Source organism: Prevotella sp. HUN102 (assembly GCF_000688375.1).
Taxonomy (GTDB): Bacteria; Bacteroidota; Bacteroidia; order Bacteroidales; family Bacteroidaceae; genus Prevotella.
On the sequence record NZ_JIAF01000001.1, the window covers coordinates 473242 to 495361 of the forward strand.

General features: G+C 46.2%; 21 protein-coding genes. 12 read left to right on the forward strand and 9 right to left on the reverse strand.

What is annotated here, in order from left to right; all coding sequences use genetic code 11:
• The first annotated feature begins 12 nt into the window (after window positions 1–12).
• Entirely contained in the window at window positions 13–711 is a 699-nt protein-coding gene (locus P150_RS0102185; protein WP_028896295.1) for a hypothetical protein, read from the forward strand.
• A 99-nt stretch (window positions 712–810) separates the two neighbouring features.
• Here the strand turns inward: P150_RS0102185 and kdsB are convergent, their stop codons facing one another.
• Window positions 811–1551: a 3-deoxy-manno-octulosonate cytidylyltransferase gene (kdsB, locus tag P150_RS0102190; protein WP_028896296.1), complete on the reverse strand. Its 741-nt coding sequence runs from the start codon at window positions 1549–1551 to the stop codon at window positions 811–813.
• Window positions 1552–1621: 70 nt separating this feature from the next.
• Window positions 1622–2605 (reverse strand): hypothetical protein, encoded by a 984-nt coding sequence (locus P150_RS0102195; protein ID WP_028896297.1) that lies wholly within the window; start codon window positions 2603–2605, stop codon window positions 1622–1624.
• Window positions 2606–2697: 92 nt separating this feature from the next.
• Between P150_RS0102195 and P150_RS0102200 the strand changes: the two genes are divergently transcribed.
• The 3 genes from P150_RS0102200 to P150_RS0102210 are packed head-to-tail and all read left to right on the forward strand — an operon-like array spanning window position 2698 to window position 4627.
• Window positions 2698–3471, forward strand: coding sequence for a Rossmann-like and DUF2520 domain-containing protein (locus P150_RS0102200; protein WP_028896298.1), 774 nt, complete (start codon window positions 2698–2700; stop codon window positions 3469–3471).
• A gap of 11 nt (window positions 3472–3482) precedes the next feature.
• On the forward strand, window positions 3483–4001 hold the full coding sequence (locus P150_RS0102205; RefSeq protein ID WP_028896299.1) for an HAD family hydrolase: 519 nt from the start codon (window positions 3483–3485) through the stop codon (window positions 3999–4001).
• A gap of 29 nt (window positions 4002–4030) precedes the next feature.
• Window positions 4031–4627, forward strand: coding sequence for a Maf-like protein (locus tag P150_RS0102210; protein ID WP_028896300.1), 597 nt, complete (start codon window positions 4031–4033; stop codon window positions 4625–4627).
• Window positions 4628–5255: 628 nt separating this feature from the next.
• On the opposite strand, the gene P150_RS0102220 is transcribed toward P150_RS0102210, so the two are convergent.
• Window positions 5256–6359 (reverse strand): Mrp/NBP35 family ATP-binding protein, encoded by a 1104-nt coding sequence (locus P150_RS0102220; protein WP_028896301.1) that lies wholly within the window; start codon window positions 6357–6359, stop codon window positions 5256–5258.
• A gap of 185 nt (window positions 6360–6544) precedes the next feature.
• Between P150_RS0102220 and P150_RS15700 the strand changes: the two genes are divergently transcribed.
• The 6 genes from P150_RS15700 (at window position 6545) to P150_RS0102260 (ending at window position 12998) form a co-directional block, all read left to right on the forward strand.
• Window positions 6545–7501 carry an LOG family protein gene (locus tag P150_RS15700; RefSeq protein ID WP_051617456.1) on the forward strand — a complete coding sequence of 319 codons (957 nt, stop codon included), beginning with the start codon at window positions 6545–6547 and terminating at the stop codon, window positions 7499–7501.
• 114 nt (window positions 7502–7615) lie between these two features.
• Window positions 7616–8404 carry a DNA/RNA non-specific endonuclease gene (locus P150_RS15705; protein WP_051617458.1) on the forward strand — a complete coding sequence of 263 codons (789 nt, stop codon included), beginning with the start codon at window positions 7616–7618 and terminating at the stop codon, window positions 8402–8404.
• 386 nt (window positions 8405–8790) lie between these two features.
• Window positions 8791–9738: a cation diffusion facilitator family transporter gene (locus tag P150_RS0102240; protein ID WP_028896302.1), complete on the forward strand. Its 948-nt coding sequence runs from the start codon at window positions 8791–8793 to the stop codon at window positions 9736–9738.
• Window positions 9739–9911: 173 nt separating this feature from the next.
• On the forward strand, window positions 9912–10262 hold the full coding sequence (locus P150_RS0102245) for a hypothetical protein (RefSeq protein ID WP_028896303.1): 351 nt from the start codon (window positions 9912–9914) through the stop codon (window positions 10260–10262).
• Window positions 10263–10433: 171 nt separating this feature from the next.
• Window positions 10434–12194, forward strand: a complete 1761-nt coding sequence (locus P150_RS0102250; RefSeq protein ID WP_028896304.1) for a 1-deoxy-D-xylulose-5-phosphate synthase — start codon at window positions 10434–10436, stop codon at window positions 12192–12194.
• Between the two features lie 384 nt (window positions 12195–12578).
• Window positions 12579–12998, forward strand: coding sequence for a hypothetical protein (locus P150_RS0102260; RefSeq protein ID WP_028896305.1), 420 nt, complete (start codon window positions 12579–12581; stop codon window positions 12996–12998).
• Between the two features lie 139 nt (window positions 12999–13137).
• Here the strand turns inward: P150_RS0102260 and P150_RS0102265 are convergent, their stop codons facing one another.
• Both P150_RS0102265 and P150_RS0102270 read right to left on the reverse strand, forming a co-directional pair.
• Window positions 13138–14559, reverse strand: a complete 1422-nt coding sequence (locus P150_RS0102265) for an alpha-amylase family glycosyl hydrolase (RefSeq protein ID WP_028896306.1) — start codon at window positions 14557–14559, stop codon at window positions 13138–13140.
• A gap of 71 nt (window positions 14560–14630) precedes the next feature.
• A complete protein-coding gene (locus P150_RS0102270) occupies window positions 14631–15434 on the reverse strand; it encodes an MBL fold metallo-hydrolase (RefSeq protein ID WP_028896307.1) in 804 nt (267 codons plus the stop codon).
• A 270-nt stretch (window positions 15435–15704) separates the two neighbouring features.
• Between P150_RS0102270 and P150_RS0102275 the strand changes: the two genes are divergently transcribed.
• Entirely contained in the window at window positions 15705–16487 is a 783-nt protein-coding gene (locus P150_RS0102275; RefSeq protein WP_028896308.1) for a ZIP family metal transporter, read from the forward strand.
• 520 nt (window positions 16488–17007) lie between these two features.
• On the opposite strand, the gene aat is transcribed toward P150_RS0102275, so the two are convergent.
• Genes aat through P150_RS0102290 form a run of 3 tightly spaced genes read right to left on the reverse strand, consistent with a single transcriptional unit; the run spans window position 17008 to window position 20311 of the window.
• Entirely contained in the window at window positions 17008–17652 is a 645-nt protein-coding gene (gene aat, locus P150_RS0102280; protein ID WP_028896309.1) for a leucyl/phenylalanyl-tRNA--protein transferase, read from the reverse strand.
• Window positions 17653–17671: 19 nt separating this feature from the next.
• A complete protein-coding gene (locus P150_RS15710) occupies window positions 17672–20008 on the reverse strand; it encodes an AAA family ATPase (protein ID WP_051617461.1) in 2337 nt (778 codons plus the stop codon).
• Window positions 20009–20311, reverse strand: coding sequence for an ATP-dependent Clp protease adaptor ClpS (locus P150_RS0102290; protein WP_028896310.1), 303 nt, complete (start codon window positions 20309–20311; stop codon window positions 20009–20011).
• 279 nt (window positions 20312–20590) lie between these two features.
• On the opposite strand from P150_RS0102290, the gene P150_RS18090 reads away from it, so the two are divergent.
• Window positions 20591–20716, forward strand: coding sequence for a hypothetical protein (locus P150_RS18090; RefSeq protein ID WP_255327165.1), 126 nt, complete (start codon window positions 20591–20593; stop codon window positions 20714–20716).
• A 36-nt stretch (window positions 20717–20752) separates the two neighbouring features.
• On the opposite strand, the gene P150_RS15715 is transcribed toward P150_RS18090, so the two are convergent.
• Window positions 20753–22087: an ABC transporter permease gene (locus P150_RS15715; protein WP_081819256.1), complete on the reverse strand. Its 1335-nt coding sequence runs from the start codon at window positions 22085–22087 to the stop codon at window positions 20753–20755.
• Window positions 22088–22120 lie beyond the last annotated feature (33 nt).

Consider the following 22120-nt stretch of genomic DNA (forward strand, 5'->3'; position numbering starts at 1 on the left):
AAACATTCAGAAATGCCTTACAGACGACTTCCAAAAACCGATGCTGCACGCCTGAAAGCGTTGAAAACATTGTTGGAAAACAATGAAATATATACTGTCCGAAACAAATTCATAGACTGGAAACTGCTGAATCAGGCACAACCTCTGCACGACAGACTGCTCACTGCCATTGAGCAGTACAGGATTTCTATGTCGTCGCAGGTGCGGAATGCGAAGAAGATGGACGGACTGCAAAAGCGTGCGCTGATGTATCTCAGCCATTTCATTCAGGTTTTGCTGATGTCCGTAGAACGAGGAGAGATTAAGCGCAGTCAATTAGTGCTTTACGGTTTCGATGAAGATACTACAACGCTCCCGAATCTGAAAAACAATGTGGGATTATTGGAATGGGGACCGAAAGTTATAGAAGGCGAAAAGGCACGCCAAAAGAAGGGAGGCCGCCCCATCTATAACCCGTCAATCGGTATGGTTTCCACTCATTTCGACATTTATCAAGAGGTGCGTAATTCGCAGAAGCGTCTCCAACAGCGTACCTTCAAAGCCCATCAAGACATATCAAAGCTGCGTCCGGAAATCGACGAACTGCTCTTGGAACTATGGAACGCCATAGAAAACCACTTTGCAGAGCTTCCTCCGGAACAGAAATTCAACGAGTGCAGAAAATTTGGCGTGGTATATTATTACCGTCGGCACGAAGAAAATCTTTATTAAGACGATGTTAAAATCTCACAGTCCCAGTATCTCTATCCTTCTGTAAGAGATTTTCTGCTCTTTTACGAGAAACTCACTATTCTTTTTAAAGCCTCTCCCCTATCTCTTTGCGAGAAACTCCTCTGCCTTGCTCAGGTCTTCAGGCGTATCAATACCTACGGTTTCTATATCTGTCAAGCCCACCTGAATCCTGTAACCGTTCTGAAGCCATCGCAACTGTTCCAATCCTTCGGCAAGCTCAAGGCTCGACTGTGGCAGTTTCGTAATTTGGCGCAACACCTCTGAGCGATAGGCATAAAGCCCGATATGCTTCAGGAAAGGATAACTTTCGAGCCAGTCTTTTTCTTCCTTGCCACGAATGTACGGAGCCAACGCACGGGTAAAATACATTGCATAGCCGTTGTTGTCCAGAATAATCTTAGGCGAATTGGGATTTCGTGCAGCCTCGATGCTCTCAAATCTTTTTCCCAATGTAGCAATCTGCGTTCTGTCGTCCTCAAAACAGGAGATTACCGTTTCTATCTGGCTTTTCTGAATGAAAGGCTCGTCTCCCTGAATATTGATTACCACGTCGAACCCACCTCCAATCTTTTCAAGTGCCTCTGCAATACGGTCGGTTCCACTCTGATGGTCGGAACGCGTCATAACAACATTCGCGCCAAGCGATTCCACCGTATTATATATGCGCTCATCATCGGTTGCCACCCAAACCTCATCAAGCACCTCTTGAACCTGTTCGATTACTCTCTGGATAACATATTTACCTCCCAATTTTGCCAAAGGTTTGCCGGGAAAGCGTGTAGACGCATAGCGTGCGGGAATTATTCCAATTACTTTCATTTTTTATTTTCTGTTTAAAGTCGAAGCAAAGTTACGATAAGTTTTCCACAATAGCTTTGCTTCCCGAGATTTATATTCTGTAATACCAAAACAAAAGTTTGTTCAACCAAGAATAGGAAAACCTGAACCACCGATAGGAACTCACAGGTTTGCCGCCGAAACTCAATATAAAGTCGCGGTATTGGCTGTGATTAAACGGCAAACCGATATTAAGAAAGTGCAGATGATCCTGTCCGATTGCATACATTTCCTTGAGCGCACACCATATAGTGGCGTAATGAGGATAGAACAAAGCATACCTTTTCTTGAGCGAAGTCTCGAACCACAGCATCGACTCCTTTCCCGAATCCACGATAACGCTGCCTCCGATAATCTTATCCTTATAGAGCGTTACGAAAATATGTCCGTTGGCACTCGCTCCAATGAGCTGAAAAAGTTTCTCATTCGGAATGTAACGCTGTTTTCTGAATCGGTAATAGCCTTTCACCAATTTGTAGAAAGCCCTTATCTCCTCATTGCTTTGGGCTTCACGGGTCGTAATTCCCGAATCCCACGCCTTCTTCAAACGCTTGACGGTCTTCTTGGAAAGTCTTTCCTCTGGGGCTTTGCTGTGCAGCGAATTGTGAATCTGCGACCACGGTATGGGCACAAAGTTATGGCTCCGCAGGCATTTATAGCCGAACATCTTCTGCGAAATGTCGCTCACTTCCACGTGCGTGCAACGGTGTTTGCGGAGATATGCCATCAGCGTATCGAACATACAGGTAAAAACCTTCAGCTTCTCCACAACATTTTTCTCGACACTCTCCTCGTAAACACCCTCTCCATAGACACGTCCGTAGTCCAATAGATGGAAAGGAACGAACCGCCACCGATGGCGGATCGTTGCCAGAAGCTGCCCTATCGTTTTTCCGTCTTCACGAACGGCTACAACCATACACGGAGACATACCTGGCGTACGCTCCAGAATCCCAAACAGCTCCTGACTATGAAAGAAATTGCCAAAAGTAAGTTGTGGAAGGTCTCTACTGTCGGTTATAATACGAATCGTCATAAATCCTCCTTAGCTGCAAAAATAGTAAATGTTTTCTAAAAAAGCAACCTACATCGTGTTTTTTGACTGTCTTTTAGTAATTTTGTAGTATTATGAAAATAGTATTGATAGGTGCCGGCAATCTGGCCACCTGCCTTGGAAGGGCACTTCAGCTTGCAAAACACGAGATACGTCAGGTGTACAGCCGGACGCTTTCCTCGGCTCAGCAACTGGCAGACAGGCTCAACGCTGCTGCCGTCTCTGACATAGAAGAGGTAACGAAAGATGCCGACCTCTACATTATTGCTGTCAAAGACAGTGCGTTGGAATCCGTAATTCGGCAGTTGTGCGTGGGCAGAGAGGAGCGCATTTTCGTGCATACGGCAGGCTCTATGCCGATGAACATTTTCAGCGGCAGGGCAAAGCACTTTGGAGTAATCTATCCTATGCAGACCTTTTCCAAAGCGCGTGAGGTTGATTTCAGGGAAATTCCCATTTTCCTCGAAGCCAGTTCGGAATCCGTTTATGCAGAAATCAACGAACTGGCACGAAGCATTTCAAGCAGAATTTACAAGCTGAACAGCGCAGACAGACGCTACCTGCACCTGTCTGCCGTATGGGCGTGCAATTTCGTAAACCATTGCTATAACATTTCATCGGAAGTGCTTGAGCAGAAATGCATTCCCTTCAGCGTAATGCTCCCATTGATAGACGAGACTGCACGGAAAATACACACGATGCAGCCGAGAGATGCCCAGACCGGACCTGCCGTCCGCTACGACGAAAACGTGATTCGCGCACAGATGGAGCTGATGGGTTTCGATGCCGACTCGCAGAAACTGTACGAAAGCCTGTCTGTCAATATTCACAAAAAGAACAACAAATAAATTTCAATACAATGATCAACTACGATTTAAAGAAAATCCGTGCAATAGTATTCGACGTAGACGGCGTGCTCTCTGCCGGAACCGTCGCTATGGATGCGAAGGGCGAACCTATCCGGACAATGAACATCAAGGATGGATACGCCATTCAACTGGCAGAAAAGCTCGGACTGAAAATCGCCATTATGACCGGAGGACGCAATGAGGAGATTCGCCTGCGCTATGAATACCTCGGCGTGAAAGACGTGCTCCTGAACTGTTCGGTAAAAATCAGACATTGGAAGGGCTTTACGGACAAGTACGGCTTGAAAGACGAGGAGATTATCTACGTGGGCGACGATATTCCTGACTACGAAGTGATGCGCCGCGCCGGCTGTTCGTGCTGTCCCAAGGACGCTTGTTCCGACATCAGGGAAATTGCAACCTACGTGAGCGATACGGAAGGAGGCTACGGCGTGGCGCGCGACGTGATAGAACAGGTGCTGCGAGCACAGGGAAAATGGAAAATGGAGGGTAAAGCCTTCGGATGGTAACAAACTGTAAGACCAAGAACATAGAAACGATGCCTTTCAAGAACTATAACATAATTCTCGCAAGCAATTCCCCACGCAGAAAGGAATTGCTTGCCGGACTGGATATTGACTTCAAGGTCAGTGTGTTGCCCGATATTTCGGAAGATTATCCCGACGATATTCCGGCATCGGACATTGCCCGATACATCAGCGAACAGAAGGCAAAAGCCTACAAGAGCCTTATCGGCGAGAACGATTTGGTTATCACCGCCGATACAGTAGTGATAGTGGGCGACGACATTCTGGGCAAACCGAAATGTGAGGAAGAAGCACGGGAGATGCTCGAAAAGATCAGCGGGCGCACGCATCAGGTGGTTACGGGTGTCTGCCTGACCACGAAAGCCTTCCAACGCAGCTTCAGGGTTTCCACAAACGTAACGTTCAAGCAGCTCAAGGACGAGGAAATATCCTATTACATTGAGCACTACAAGCCTTACGATAAGGCAGGAGCTTACGGCATTCAGGAATGGATAGGCTATGTGGGCGTTACCTCTCTCGAAGGCAGCTATTTCAACGTGATGGGACTGCCCGTTCAGAGAATCTGGGAAGAACTGACTGCGTGTTTGGGAAGTGAAGAAAACAATTAGAGCGTCCATTGGCGATGTTCGGAAAACAACGGATATGGATTGCTGACTTGTAAAAATAGATTACCAAAAAACGCACATTTTCTTTTTTCAAACCAGAGAAAATACGGCAGAATCTGAACGCTTGAAAATCATTTTTCGCAATTTTGCAATGCAATCTTCCGAAGAACGTACTGCATTCTTGCGAAGAACGGAAACCGTTTGTGCAAGAACAACGCCCGAAACTATGAGGAATTGAAGCGAAAAGATAGTCGAAAAGTCGGTTTTATAAGTCTATTTGAGAATTATTTTTATTCCTTTTAATGCACAAAGCTAAATCTTCAGGCACATATACCTGATTATCAACAAACTAAGATTGCACACTCATAACTCGCTGATTTGAAAAATGAAAATATTTTATTCAGAATATGCGAGTTTTAGAGCGTCTTTTGTCAAGATTATTCACAGAGTTTTGGATAAGAAAGCAAGGGCATTCTTTCATCGTTTTCGGCTCGTTCTGAATTTAGAATCGCAGCAGTTCATAGGCGTACTTACAAACAAAAGAATATAAATAGAAAGTGCCTGCATCCGATTGAATGCAAGCACTTTCCGTTTGATTGATTATATGATTACTGGAATAAGCGTAAACGGCTTACTTCTGCGTTACTTCCACAATCTTTGTTGGGGCTTTCTCCTTGTTTCTACGGTTCACAACAGTAACGACTGCCTGTGCAAGATTGATGAAGGCCTGTCCGGTTACGGTGTCAATCTGCGTTGCAGCCGGCGTACCCTTGTCGCCGTTTTCGCAAATGCTCTGCACAATAGGAATCTGAGCGAGCAGCGGACATTCCATCTCTTCTGCCAGTTTCTTCGCTCCGTCCTTGCCGAATATGTAGTATTTATTGTTTGGAAGCTCGGCAGGAGTAAACCACGCCATATTCTCTACCAGTCCAAGGATAGGCACATCCACCTTTTCATTCCGGTACATATCTATACCCTTGCGCGCATCTGCCAAGGCAACGTTCTGCGGAGTGGACACAATCACGGCACCGGTAATTGCCAGAGTCTGGAGCAACGTCAGATGAATGTCGCTCGTTCCGGGTGGTGTGTCGAGGATAAAGTAGTCGAGTTCGCCCCAATCGCCGTCGGCAATCAGTTGCTTCAGCGCATTGGATGCCATACTGCCGCGCCACAAAGTAGCTGTATCGGGATTGACAAAGAAACCCACGGAAAGGAGTTTCACGCCGTATTTCTCCACCGGTTCTATCAACTGGCGGCCTTCTTTCTCGACGGCATACGGACGAACGTCCTCAACGCCGAACATCTTGGGCATACTCGGACCGAAAATATCGGTGTCGAGCAGTCCCACCTTGTAGCCGAGCCGCGCCAAAGCGATGGCAAGATTGGCAGAAACGGTGCTCTTTCCTACTCCGCCCTTGCCCGAACTTACTGCAATCACGTTCTTTACCTGTGGCAGCATCTTGCCAACTTCGGGACGTGGTGCCGACTTGAACTCGGTCTTGATTTCCACTTCCACATCCTTGCTCACGGAGTAATGAATCTGCGCCTCGACAGCCTTGAGCGTAGACTTCATAAACGGGTCTGTCTCGCGTGGGAAAAGCAGCGTAATCGTTGCCTTCATTCCGTTGATTCTCACATCATCGGCAAGCATTTCGCTCTCGATAATATTCTTTTTAGTTCCGGGATATACCACCTGCGCCAACGCATCGGTAATGAGTTTTGGATATAGTGTCATAATCTTAAATCATATATTTTGTATAGTTATCTGCAAAGATACGAAAAAAGCGGGAGATAGAGGTGTGAAAAGAAGTTATATTTCGTTGCAACAGTCATTGAATACGGCTTAAAATTAAGCAGAGAAGGGGCTGAATTTGCATCGTTTGCTATTTTTTTGTAACTTTGTGGAAAAGGAAAAGAATTATGATTACAGTTCCGGAATACAAAGAGATTGAAGCAATCGGCGAATATCTGAAGGGCGTTCCCTTCGACGTAAGCCGACAGTCGCTCTATTCGGCAGCAGAACTTTATAAGGGATACGACATCCGTCGTGAGAAATCATTTAATGAATGCTACGACAGAATTGTGTATCAGCATTATATGCGAAATGGAAAACGTGCTGAAAATGCGAACGAAGCATTGGCCCGCTCGCTTCACGACCATCATATCAGCGTGGCAACAGACCGTTTTCTTGACGTCCACGACCGACATCTGTGCGTAGGAATAATGGGAGGACACGCATTGCTGCGAACCGACAGGATGTATAAGGAAATCGTTATGATAAGCAAACGGCTGACCGAACTGGGATTCGTAATGATAAGCGGGGGTGGTCCGGGAGCTATGGAAGCAGCTCATTTAGGCGCGTGGATGGCAGGTAGGAGCGCAACCGAGGTGCAGACGGCTCTCAACATTCTTGCCCCTGCTCCGTCTTTTCGCAATGAGGGTTGGCTGAGAACGGCATTTGAGGTTATCGGCAAATATCCACAGACGTACTTTGAAAGTCTTGGCATTCCAACTTGGCTCTACGGACACGAGCCGTCTACGCCCTTTGCCACGCATATAGCCAAACTGTTTGAAAACAGTATTCGCGAAGACAGCATCCTTACGTTTGCCTACGGTGGCATCATCTACACACCGGGAAGTGCCGGAACTATGCAGGAAATATTTCAGGAGGCCGTGCAGAACCATTATCTGTCGTTCGGATTTGCCAGTCCTATGGTGTTTATGGGCAAGGATTTCTGGACAAACGAACTGCCCATTTATCCTCTTTTGCAGCAACTGATGGAAAAAGGCAAGTACAAGAATCTGCTTCTGTCGCTGTCTGACGACTCCGAAGAAATCATTTCGGAGATTGTGAGATTCCGTGCATCCAAGAAGTAATCAGCAATGAGTATCTTCAGGCAGTGGATAACGCCGACGGAATTGAAAAAATCACAAAACATTCGCCGTGCTTGACTAAAATAAGTACCTTTGCAAAGTAATAATTACTTGATAATGAAACTGAACAAATTATTCGTCGTATTGGCAACTTTCGCTGCCGTACTCACGTCGTGCGTCAATGCTGATACACAAAGTATGGAGATTCCTGCGAGACTTCAGGATCGTCCGGAGCAGATTCTCAAAAGAAAGGCTTATACAGTATCGTACAACAAAGACACGAAATGCGCTAATTGGGTGGCTTGGCATCTGACAAAGGAGCATACCTATGGGCGCAATCAACGTTCGCAGGATATGTTTGAAGAGGATTTTCAGGTGGCAACGCCACGTGCAACGAAAAATGATTATTACAATTCGGGATTCGACAGAGGGCATCTTTGTCCGGCTGCCGATACGAAATGGGACAATACTGCGCTGAAAGAGTCGTTCTATCTCACGAATATCTGTCCGCAAAACCATAACCTGAACAAATACGAATGGAATGACATTGAGATGCTTTGTCGCTCTTGGGCACGCAAATACGGCTCTGTCGATGTGGTTTGTGGCCCTGTCTACTATGCAGACAAAGCTCCGAGAATCATCGGAAAAGGCAAAGTTCGTGTTCCCGATGCGTTCTTTAAAGTAGTTTTGTGCCGAAACAGTGGCGCGAAAGCCATCGGATTTCTCTACAAGAACGTGGGCAGCAAGCAGAATGTGTACGACTGCATCCGTACCGTAGACGAAATAGAGAAGCTCACAGGCATTGATTTCTTCCCTATGCTGGACGACAATACCGAGAAAAAGGTCGAAGCAAGTTCAGACATAAAGGCTTGGACGCCCAGTTATCCTAAGCGATACAGCAAGTAAACACGCATCCGATTTAATGCAGAAGCAATGTGCTTTCTCTCAAAAAATAATAGTTTTTCAAGGAAAAAGTAATGGGTTCTCAAAGAAAAAATAATAGATTTTCAGAGATATGGAGGGTTTACGGTAATCATAAGACCATAAAACACCCCATTGCTTTAGGATTGAAGGAACAAGGCAGAGCATAGAAAACGGGGAAACGAAGTGGCAACGCCCTGAAGTTATCCGACGAACCGGATGCCTTCACGTAATTTATACAAAATATTGGTGCGTGATAGCTTTTTTATCCGTTTTTCTTTTAACATTCGTTTTGTTGTTGTATCTTTGCATTTCACGGATTTTTATCTGAATAATGAGAATGTTCATCTGATAATAAAGATACTCAAAAAATGAAAGAAGAACAGAAACAAGGACATAAGAGTGGTGGAATGCTCAGCGTTATTGCTGCTTTGGGAGCAAACATACTGGTTGCAATATCTAAATTTGTGGGTTATGCGCTTTCAGGCTCAACGGCAATGCTGAACGAATCCATACACAGTATTGTGGATTGCGGCAATCAGGTGTTGCTCTTGATAGGAAACAAGCAGGCACAGAGAGAAGCAACTGAAATACATCCGTTCGGTCAGGCACGTGCAAAATACTTTTACAGCACCATCGTGGCAATGATGTTGTTCTTCGGTGGTGGTGCATTGGGAATTATGGAAGCCTCCGAGAAGTTGTTTCACAGCGACCACAGCGTGGAAAACACGTGGCTGGTAATGGGTATTCTTCTTTTTGGCTTTATCGTAGAAATGTTCAGCTTGCGCGTTGCATTCAAGGAAATAAAGGAACTGAACAAGGATAATCTTCCATTGTTCACGTTTCTGAAGGAAAGCCGACACAGCGAAATACTGATAATCTTCGTGGAAGATTCCTGCGCCGTACTGGGTTTGCTGCTCGCAATGGCGGGAATGTTCCTCAGCCACATTACAGGAAATCCGTTCTTCGATGCACTTTCCGGTCTGTTCATCGGCATTCTGCTCTGCTGTGCAGCCCTCTTTCTCGCCCGAGAGTTTTACAGTCTGATGGTTGGAGAAAGCGCAACGAACAAGGATTTGGCTATTATAAGAAAGTCTTTTGAGCGCGATGAGATTTCCAAACTCATATCCCTGAAGACTATTCATCTAAGTCCCAGCGACGTTTTAATGACTGCAAAGATAGATGTAAAGTCTGAATACGAGCCACAGACCACTACGCTGATAAACGATATAGAGAAGAACGTGCGCGATAGTCTGAAGGAATACAAGATGTATATCTACATTGAGACTGACAAGTACAAGGAAGACTACAAGAGATAAATACAAATTCCGATTAAGACTGTTGAAAATAAGCGCATTATCTTCCATCATTGAAGCATACCTATGCGCTGAAGAAAATGTAATTGCCACAAGAATGCCCGAAACCACCAACAAGAAGAAATTGTAATATTCGGCATACAGCAATACAAAATGATAACCCTTACAATTAAATTATGAGCAAATTCCACCTACTCGACATCATTTATTTCTGTGGCGAACACGAAGGAAAGTTCACGGATGGCATTGCCGTTCTGTCGATGCCTGTTTGCCTTGCCCTAAGTCTGCCGTTGCTTTATCTTGAAAGCTTTTGGATTTTCATTCCGTCTACCATTATTTGGGCTGTTGTGTTCAAGATTACCAAATATTTTTATAACACGAGGGAACGCCGTACAATGGTACTCGAACATTACAGTGGTTCCGTTTATGATAACAAAACCCTTGCCCCACTCGTTGTCATAGCCTATTGGACAATCATTCCCCTCTTGGCACTCCTCGCATACATCTTTTTTCATCCACAATTATAAGTCCGATACCATCCATAAATCCAACGGTTTGTTTTAATAACAGTTAAAACAAACCGTTTTTTATATAAAAAATCCATTATTGTTGACTTACACTTATTCTATATTTTCATTTCTAATGGAAATAAATTATCTTTGTATCAATCAAAATAAGACTTAACAACACATATTAATATGTATATAGAAAAAATTGACAGTCCGAAAGACTTGAAGGATTTAAGCATCGAACAACTTTCTGTATTGGCCGACGAAGTCCGTGCAGGTGTGCTGAACAGAGTAAGTAATCACGGCGGACACGTGGGGCCTAACCTCGGTTTTACCGAAGCTACCGTGGCATTGCACTACGTTTTCAACGCACCGGAAGACAAGATTGTATTCGACATCTCACACCAGAGCTATCCTCACAAGATGCTCACAGGCCGCAAGGAAGGCTTCCTTGATGTAAGCAAAATCAATTCCATATCAGGTTATTCCTCTCCTTTGGAAAGTCCGGAATACGACAACTTTGAAATCGGACACACCTCCACGTCGGTTGCCCTCGCATCCGGCTTGATTAAAGGCAGGGACATACTCGGTGGAACAGAGAATGTGATTGCAGTGATTGGCGATGGTTCGCTGTCGGGAGGCGAAGCATTCGAAGGACTGGACACGGTTGGCGAACTCGGCACCAACGCCATCATCATCGTGAACGACAATGAAATGAGCATTGCCGAGAACCACGGCGGACTCTACGGGCATCTGCGCGAACTGCGCGAAAGCAAAGGACTGTGTGCCAACAACTATTTCAAGACGCTCGGCTTCGATTACACGTATCTGGAGGAAGGAAACGATGTAGGAAAACTCATCGAAGCATTCCAAAAAGTAAAGGATATAGACCATCCTATCGTGGTACATATCCATACAGAGAAGGGGCACGGATATGCTCCCGCAGTCGCAGACAAGGAGTCTTGGCATTGGAATTTCCCATTCAATCTCGAAGACGGCAGTCCCAAGAAGCAGCGAGGCAGCGGCGAATACATACCACAGATGCTCGGCAAATGGCTATTTGAGGAAACAAAGCGCGACCCGAAACTTGTTTGCATCTCTGCCGGCGTGCCTGCCATCCTCGGATTCAACGAGGAAATCAGAACAAAGATGGGCAAGCAGCACATCGACGTGGGCATTGCAGAGGAAGAAGCCGTGGCACTGGCTTCCGGAATGGCGAAGCGCGGAGCACATCCTGTGTTTACTACCCACGCAACATTTATGCAGCGCACCTACGATCAGCTCTGTCAGGACCTCGCCGTGAACGGCAATCCGGCTGTAATCAATGTTACGGGTTCGTCCATCTACGGTATGAACGATTTCACACACATCTGTTTCTTCGATATTCCGATGATAAGCCACATCCCGAATCTCGTCTATCTTGCCCCGACTACCTACGAAGAGCTTATCGCAATGGAGAGCTGGGCTATCAGACAGGAGCAATACTCGGTTGCAATCCGTGTTCCAGAATATGGAGCACACCACGCCAAGGAGCCGGTTGATACGGATTATTCAGACCTTAACAAGTTCAAGGTGGCTCATCGTGGCAACACGGTAGCTGTCGTTGCGGCAGGCGACTTCTATCAGAAGGGCGAAGCTGTGGTAAAGGCTTTGCAGACTGACGGAATCGACGCTACACTGATTAATCCCCGCTATCTTTCGGGAATCGACGAAGCCTTGCTGGAAGACCTGAAGAAAGACCACCAACTGGTGGCAACCATCGAAGATGGTTCGCTCGATGGTGGTTTTGGCGAACGTATCGCCCGTTTCTATGGTCCTTCAGACGTGAAAGTGCTCTGTTTCGGTGTGAAGAAACAACTCTACGACCGTTACGACGTGGAAGAAGTTCTGCGCGAGAACCATCTGACCGACGAGCAGATTGTTGAGGATATCAAGCGCATCATCAAATAAAGTTCGGAAGTCTCAATACGATTTGTAAGTGTCTGAAAATCAGATAGTAGAACAATGATTTCCATTCTTGCGAAGATTGCATTCCATTCTTCGCAAGAATGCACGGCAAACGTGCGAAGATTGCAAGCCATTCTTCGGACAATTAAAAATCGTATATAAATCCGTCTGCAATGAATGGTCTATGGATTATATCGCTTGGTCGCACTTTTAAGAATAGAAGACAGTAATACCCCATCGCCTGATTAGTGAAAATCTAATCAGGCGATTTCCTTTTGTTGTACTGATAATCCCTTAATTCTTTGGTAGTATTGGATATTTTGAGTAATTTTGTCCGGTCTGTATGTGTTGTTGCAGCAGATAAACAGAGAAAATTTGAAAGAAAGTATGAGTTCAAATTCAGGAAATAAACCTACCTATACCACACCGGTCGCCATCTGTGCCGGTGTACTCTTCTTCGGTTCGCTGTTGCTCACCTGCCTGATGGCTACCCGCGATATGGCACCGCCACGCAAATACGAGGTGGATATGACGGGTACGATTATCGGTGTAGACACAACATCGAAGATTCCCGTGCTGACAAAGGAAGAAGCAAAGGAAGTTGAAATAAAGGAAAACAAGAAGGTGGATTACGTGGAACCACCGAAAACGGAAGCTGAAGACATCCCTGCTCCGGAACCTATCACGCTTCCGGCTGCCCCTCCTCCTATTATGGAAAGCGAAAATGCAGCTTCTGCTGCACCAACTGCCACGGCTCCGAAGACGGAAACCAAGATTCAGTCTCCGAAGATTGAACCAATAGAATAAGAAGATACAAAAAAGAGTTCGGGATTGTCTCGAACTCTTTTTGTATATTAAGCTGCAATTCTACTGATTCCTTGCAGATTTATGCGCAAAATCGTCAGTATCTTGCCATCTATTCTCTATCCGAAACACGGATTTTTCCTTATTTCTTCACAAGAATATAAGAAGTCAATGGAGAGAGTGTACCCTTCAAAATGCCTTTTTTTACGCTGAACATCTTACCGGAAACCTCATCCTTGTACTTGCCGTTGGGAAGACTTGTTGCAAGGCTTATCGTCTGTGGCTCTGAAGATATGTTCAGCAACGCCACACCTTTCTTACCGCGGGCAACCTCTACCACCTTTCCGTTGTCCGAATACACAAGCATCTCGGGCTGTCCGTGCATAGCCTTGCGGAATTTGTTCACGGCAGCAACTTCCGGATGCTTGAAAGCATCGTTTCCTTTCTTACCGATAATGTTGTTTCCCCATACGTTTTCAGGCGAACTTCCGTCAGGACGGGAATAGAACAACGGCACACCATACTGCCGTGCAGTAATAAACACCCATCCCATTCTTATCTGTGCATCCGTCAGATGAGCCGATTCGTGGGCATTGCAGTAAGTATCGTGCGACTCAACCCACGTGATAAGCTGACTCGGCTTTGCAGGATGGCAGTAGGTTGCTATCTCATCCTTCTTCCATTCGTTGCCCTCGAGCGCGTAACGGATGCACCATCCCATAGAACTCGCAGTAACTGCGCCAATCGCATCGGCGTATTCTGCCTCCTTGACGTTTCTGTCTTGCAGCACTTCGCCGTAGATAAACAAGTCTTCTCTCGGCATTGAGAGCGTCAGACCTTTCACGGCTTTCTTGCCCGTAGCCACTTCCCAGAAGTCGTTTTGCGTTGCTTTCGGATCCTTCGGGTCGCTGGGCAGTCCGATGTGCTTCGCCGTATCGTAGCGGAAACCACGCACACCACAACTGATAAGGTCGTTTACGTAGGTCATATAATAGTGTTGAAAATCAGGATTCTCCGTATTCACATCGGGCAATCCTCCCATCTGTCCGGTCGTACATTGCAAACGGTCGTTGTAATCCTTGATTTCATCAAAGCCGGCCTTGTGATAAAGGTTGTCGTGTCCTCCTACGGCAGCATCCAGAGCATCCTCCACCTGACAGTCGTTGAGAGCCGTATGGTTAGGCAATACATCCACTATGATGCGAATGCCGTACTTGTCTGCTTCCCTGCAGAGTGCCACAAGGTCATCGCGCGTCCCTACATTGTAGTTTCCAATCTTCCAGTCTGTGGGCTGATAGTGGTAATACCACTTGCCTTTGCCGAACAGTTGATTGCCACCACCTTTGTCTCGGCTCACTTCCGTTACGCAATGCTGGGCAGGCGAAGTCTGAATTACGGTGTAACCTGCCTCTGCAATATCCTTCATATTCTCACGAATGGTGTTGAAAGACCAACACCAAGAATGGAGAATCACGTCGTCATTATTGGTTTGCACCGATTGCTGTGCATAAGCACCCTGAAACTGAAATGCAAGGGCTGCTAAAAGTAAAGGAATTTTCTTCATTTGTCGTTATCTGTTAATATTTGGTTCAACTTCGTTTCATATATTCTTGTTGAGCGTCTTTTGCGCTGCGTCTACTTCATCTCATATACTTCGCCGGGCGTTTTTCGCTTCAGCACTTCCAGTCCGAAGTCCTTTCCCGGCACAATTCCGTTTGCCCTGAGAATCGACTCAATGGTTTTTCTTGCCAATTCAGGATGATTGTTCTCATCGCTCAAGTGGCAAAGCCATACATATCGCAGTTCGGGAGTGGCGTTTTCAGCAAGCAGCGTGGCGCATTCGCCATTGCTCAGATGTCCGATTGGACCACTGATGCGCTCCTTCAGATAGGCAGGATAAGGGCCGGCAGCCAATTTTTCCGGCTCGTGATTGGCTTCAATCACCAGATAGTTAGCCAAACCTACATACTTCCGTATCTCTTCCGTAACGTGCCCACAGTCGGTTACGAGCGTGAACCTGATTCCTTCGTGCTCGATATAGTAGCCCACGCAGTCGGTACTGTCGTGAGGAACAGCAAAGGGAGTTACCGTAAACTCGCCTATCCGATATTCCCGGTTCTTCTCTATGAGGCGAACCGACTCGGGATTCACTTTCTTACGGATGCACCAGTTACGGTCGATGCCTGCGTGTACCTCCTTTGTGGCGTAAACCGGCAGCTTATGGTCTGCACTGAACGACCCAACAGACTTCACGTGGTCTGCGTGGTCGTGTGTTACCAGTATATTATGTATCATTGATAATTGAAGTCCGTAATCGTGGAAATGCTTCTTCATAGTTCTGATACCCACCCCGCAATCTATTATAAGGGCGTCAGTATCAGAATATAAGAGATAGCAATTACCACTACTACCACTTCCGATAGACAAAAATTTCAGCATTATTGAAAAATATTTAATGCAAAATTAACAAAAGAAATCAAGACTACAAAAACATCCCCTTGCTTTCTCCGTGCTTTTTCATATTATTAAGATGTAAAAAAAGCAACAGAATATGTCCCTTCTGCCATTTTCAACCGACTACTTTGCAGCATATTAAAAATAATGAGTATCTTTGCAGCAATTCACTTGAAAGAAAAACGGCAGAAATCAACGATTGTTTGCCACTATCTTAAAAGGTGGTTTCCACAATCAAAATACGAAATAAAGAAAATGTACGGAACAGTTTTAGGATTAATGATCCCCCTCTTGGGGACTGTTTTAGGCTCGGGCTTCGTGTTCTTTATGCGCGACGAGATGCCTCCACGCCTTCAGAAGGCTCTTCTTGGCTTTGCATCGGGCGTGATGGTGGCTGCGTCTATCTGGTCGCTCATCATTCCTTCGATGGAAATGGTGGAAGACGATATGGGAAAGATGCGAATCATCCCTGCCGTGGGAGGATTTCTGTTGGGCATTGCTTTTCTGCTTGTCATCGACTTCATCACTCCTCACCTCCATTTAGGCAGCAATACGCCCGAAGGACCGAAGAGTAAGCTCAGCCGAACGGCGATGCTTACCTTTGCCGTAACCATACACAATCTGCCTGAAGGTATGGCTGTGGGCGTTGTTCTTGCCGGTGCGCTGCAGGCAGGGAGTGCCATTTCCACCACGGCCGCCCTTGCAATGGCGATAGGTATTGCCATTCAGAACGTTCCCGAAGGTGCGATTATCTCGATGCCGATGCGAGAGGCCGGAAACTCCAAGCTGAAATCGTTCATCATCGGTTCGTTGAGCGGCATTGTAGAACCTCTCGGCGGCATCCTCGTGATTCTTCTTGCAAGCACTATCGTGCCTGCCCTGCCCTACCTGCTCAGCTTCGCAGCCGGCGCAATGCTCTATGTCGTGGTGGAAGAACTCATACCTGAAGCCTCGGAGGGCGAGCATTCCAATCTCTCCACCATCGGTTTTGCCATCGGTTTTGCCCTTATGATGACGCTCGATGTGGCATTGGGATAGTATGCACGGCAGAAACGACAACCAACCTAAGCCGAAAACACATTCCATTTCTGTGAATTTTATTGACAAAAGTCTCTCCATAATTCGTTTATTTTGAGCAAAATATTTTTCATTTCAAAATAAACGAATTATGGATGTGCAATCATAACAAGCTAATAATCAAAATAATGTGCTTTCTGTGAGTGTTTTGTGCATACAAATATCATCAAAACAATCGCAAAAAGGACAATAAACAAGACGAAACAACCAATATTTCAGCTCCATTTTCCGTATTTTCATTCCTTGTTTCTGCGACAAACGAAATGCGTTCTTCGCAAGACTGCAACGCCGCCTTCGGATATTTGCTTTCCAATTCTCCGAAAAATGAAATCCAATGCTCCGAATACGGCTCGTAAATCTCCAGATTGCTGAAAAATTTTGTGCGTTTTTTGGTAAATGAATTTTACAAAGGGGCAAGGCCGCAAGAGGACGAGGAGACAAGGAAATTAGTGCTGACAAAGTGTATTTGCAGTCTTCCCTACTATTCCAAATACTTCAAATATTCGTCATAAGGGATGAAAGTACCGCCCATCGACTTGAGATGCGGGGTCTCGAACTGGCAATCTATCAGTCCTCCGTCGTGCTGTTTCAGGAAGTCTGCCAAATAGATGAGAGCTAACTTTGAAGCCGACGGAACGAGCGAAAACATACTTTCGCCAAAGAAGTTGCGACCAATCGTTACGCCGTACAGTCCTCCTACCAGCCTGTCTTCCTTATCCCACACCTCAACGCTCGCAGCAAAGCCGCGCTTGTGGAGTTCCTTGTAGGCCGAAATCATTTCCCCGCCCAGCCACGCTCCCTCGTAGTTATAGCGAAGTCGCGAACAATTCGTTATCACGGCATCGAAATCCTCATTCATTCCCACGCTATACTGCCCCTTGTTCATCAGCGTCCGCATACTGTGCGACACGTGAATCTTGTCAGGAAATATCACGAACCGGTTCATCGGGCACCACCAAAGTATCTGTTCGCGACGACGGAAGTCGAACCACGGAAAGATGCCGTTGCTGTAAGCGAGCAACAGTCGGTCTGCACTCAAGTCGCCACCGACGGCAAACAAACCGTCTTCTTCGCCCAGACGAGGGTCTGGAAAGCCGATTATTTCGGGGTCTAACTGAAAAATCATAGCGAATCTGTCTTGTGAATTATTGCACGTTCAAAACCAAACTGCCCTTCAGAGCATCGGTTCTGCTTTCCTTTGAACTCTCTTCAGGCTCACAATCCACCATCACTTTTCCACCTTTCTTCAGTTTGCCGAATAAGATTTCCTTCATCAGCAACGGCTTCAGACGACTGTTGATAACACGGTCCATTTCGCGCGCACCATATTCGGGAGTAAAACCAAGCGAAAGCAGATAATTTGTCGCATCTTTTGACAGTTCCATCACAACCTTCTTAGCCTCCAGTTTCTCCTCCAACTGACCGAGTTTCTTCTTCAGAATGAGTCGGGCCATCGGTTCATCCATATCACGGAACACAACCGTGCCCGACAAGCGATTGATAAACTCCGGCTTAAATGTTTTCTTCACTTGTGCAAGCATTGCTTCGCCACGTCCTACACCACCTCCAAAACCTACGCTTGCACGACCGGCATACTGCGCTCCGGCGTTGGAAGTCATTATGAGGACAACGTTTCGGAAGTCAGCCTTCTGACCTTTGTTGTCCGTCAGTCGGGCATAATCCATTACTTGAAGCAATATGTTGTAAATATCTGTATGAGCCTTCTCTATCTCGTCTAATAAAAGTACACAGTTAGGAGTCTTTCTTATAGCATCAGTGAGCAATCCCCCGTCTTCATAGCCCACATATCCGGCAGGCGAACCAATGAGTTTTGCCACCGTATGCTTCTCCGTATATTCGCTCATATCGAAGCGCACGAGTTCTATACCCAGTTCCTGTGAAAGCACTCTTGCCACCTCCGTCTTTCCAACACCGGTAGGCCCTACGAAAAGGAGGCTCGCCAACGGCTTGTTGTCGTCCAAAAGACCTGCTTTCGCCATCTGGACAGACTCCACAACCTGCCTAATGGCTTCGTCCTGACCATATATCTTCGTGCCAATACGATTGTAAAGAGTTTTCAACGCATCGTTGTTCTCCTCCTTCATAGCCACGGCGTCTATCTTGCATACCTTTTGCAGTATCTGCTCGATAAGCCCTTTCGTTACATATTGCGTTTTTTTGTCCGTAGGATGAAGCTGCAAATAAGCCCCGGCTTCGTCTATCAGGTCGATAGCTTTGTCGGGAAGAAAACGGTCTGACATATATTTGTCGCTCGCCTTTACGGCAAACTCAATGGATTCGGGGCGATAAACCACACGATGGAACTTTTCGTAGTTTTTCTGCAAGCCCTGAATGATTTTGATGGTTGCATCAACAGACGGTTCCTGTATGTCAATCTGCTGGAAACGACGCACAATTCCCTTTGCACGAGCCATCTGCTTGTTGTATTCGTCGTAGGTAGTGGAACCGATAAAGCGTATTTCGCCCGATTCCAGATAGGGTTTCAGAATGTTTGAAGCGTCAGGTCCGCCATCGTTCGTCGCACCTGCACCCATAATATTGTGGATTTCATCGAGATAAATAATTACGTTGCCCTCCCTGATGGCTCCGTTCATTACCTCTTTCAGACGCTTCTCGAAGTCGCCACGGTATTGAGTGCCGGCAAGCATCTGCCCCATTTCCATCTGATAGATGCGGCAATCTTTCAGTTTCTCGGGCACTTGCCCACGCCTGATTCTCTCTGCCAGTCCATACACCAAGGAAGTCTTGCCCACTCCCGGCTCACCCACGTGCAACGGATTGTTCTTTTCCTTTCTGCAAAGCACCTGCACCGTTCTGTCCAACTCTGCTTCGCGCCCGATGAGAGGGTTGTGTTGGTCGAGATTGTCGGTAACGCACATTACCAACTGCTTCCACTCCTCGCCCAGTTGCTCTTCGTCCGTCGGAAAACTGCCCTGCGCAAAGCCGAAGGCATTGTCGGGATTCGATTCAAAATCATCGGTTTCATCGGAATCTTCTCCACTTTCGCCCGACATCAATTCGTAATTTGAAATCAGATTGGCCATAAACTCCGCCTCATCCCCGATAGCATTTTCCAGAAATATGGCTGCCGAAGATTCCTCCAAAAGCAGAATGGCTTTCAGTAATTGCGGAATTGTAAGTTCGGCACTTTGCGCACTCGCCTTCATTTGCAGGGCAAGATTTACCATCTCGGAATACTGATAGGAGAAAGAAACGTTGCCGTCGTGCTCAAAAGGGTCTTTTTCCAAAGAATGCAGATAGAGTGAGAGCCGTTCTTTCAGGAGGTTAAAGGCATTGCTGTTGCTTTTGAAAGTTTGCTGAAACGGTGGCTGAAAGAGGACTCCGTAGAGAAAATGCTCCGGCTGCACGAACTCGTGCGAGAGGCTGTCGCTCAATTCCACGGCTCTATTTACGGCAAAATTTACCCATACGGACAGTTTTTCTTCGTATTTTCTGCTCATTTATTCTTCTTCGTAAGTTAATCGTAATGGGAAATTATATGTTCGAGCCAATTGAGTGGCTTTCTGCACTTTCGAGACGGCAGCATCAAGCGTGTAAACGCCTGCAACTGCCTTGCCTTCACGGTGTACCTGCATCATCAATGCTTCGGCAGCTTCCTCCGTTTTAAAGAAGACCTGCACAAGAATCATTACCACAAAGTCCATCGTTGTGAAGTCGTCGTTGTGGAGAATCACTTTATAACGCTTCGGTTCTCTGATGCCCGTGCGTTCCCTTTCCTTGATAGATGATTGTTCTTTTCCCATTTGCAGGCAAAGATAATGATAAAAATCGGAATAGCCAAACAAGGTTTCTATCTGAAATTGGGATGAATCCGAATTTAAAGATACAAGGCAATAAAGGGATAATTTGACAGGCATATCGTCTCGTAAATTCAAAGGAAAAACAAATGACCGAAGAATGGAAAACAATCTTCGGGCATTTGCAATGCGTTTTTGCGAAGAACGGACTGCATTCTTCGCACGTTTGAAAATAGAATATTTGTTAATTGATCATCAGATAGTTACAGTTATGATTTCAGAGAAATGCGAGATCACGGCTATAAGGCTGAGAGCGAGCCAATGGATGGGCAAAATACTTTCTTCCTTATTTCAAATTACAACGGAGAAGAAAGGCTGAAATCATTTGATGATGAAGAAACCTACTTGTAAACTTGTCCCCTTGTAGCCTCGTCTCCTCATATCGTTTTATACATTATCTCCGGAATGCTTGTGTCGCTCGCTGCGTTCTTTTCTGATTTTCTCCTGAATGCTGCTTGTTCGTGCCAGAGCGTGCTTGCGCGCACTGATAATCTGATAGCGATAAACAAGGCAAGTGATGAAGAAATAGACAAGGGTCTGAATCCAAAGGGCGATGTATTCGGTGCGAACTTCCTGCAAGGTGGCTCCCATTGAGGAGATTCGGAGGAACCCACGCACGCCGAACGTAGAGGGAATGAGCCAACTGAAGCCTTGCCAAATGCCGGGAATATTGCTCTGCGGCCAACTGATTCCGGTTAGGAAAAGGAAGGGTATGGAGGTAAAGACTACGAGCAGCATCACGTTCTCACGATAACGGACGAGACAGGAGACGGTCATTCCGAAAAAGATGACGGAAAGCAGATAGGGCACCATCAGTCCGATGAGGTCCGAAGGTTGGGCAAGAGCCGTGAAACTGAAGAAGTGCGGCACGGCAAGCGTTACATAGGCTGTGATTACACAATAGATCATAAAATAGCAAAGGGACTTTCCCAATACGATTTTGAAGATTCCGTTGTGATGCTTGCTGATGGGCACGAGGTCCTGATAACGGTTGTTTTCGCGCGCCGTACCGGCTGAAAGACCGATTCCGAGAAGGAGCGTCTGCTGGATAATGAGAATCAACACACCGGGAAGAAGCGAGTTTCCGTAACCGACGGTGGTATTGAAGATTGGTTGCTCGTCTATTTCCATCGGATGGGTATTGAGTTCTTCCTCGCGAACAGTAAAGCTGCCGGTTTTCGGTTTCTGAATCTCGCTGTTCATTGCAAGCGATACCGTCTGCGCCGACAGGAGGATGGCTTTATAGGTAAGCATCAGACTCATATCGCAGTAGATGCTCAGATGTGCCTGTTCGCCACGATAGATTCTGCGTTCAAAGTCTTCGGGGAAGTAAAGAATGCCGTTTGCCTTCTGTTCCTGTATGAGAATCTGCGCTTCCGACATAGAAGTGCAGCGATAGGCAGCCTTTGTGTCGGGCGACGCGTCGAACTGACGGATGAAGTTCCGGGAGGTCTTGGAATTTGACAGATCCACAATGGCAACGGGAACTTCGCGCACCACTTCGTTATTATAGACCCAAGAATAGAGCAAGGGATAGCCGAGCGGCACCAAAATGAAGAACAGAAGCAAGCCTTCGTCCTTAACGGTATTCTTCATTTCAAGCCACCAGATATAGCAGACGGAAACGAAAAGCGATGTAAGTCCCCGAAGTCCTTTTTCTTCTCTTCCCTGTTGGGAGAATGAAGCTGCATTGGTGTTGTTGTCTTTTGGTTTGTTCGACATTGATTCTTACTTTTTGAGGGTTGCAAAACAAAT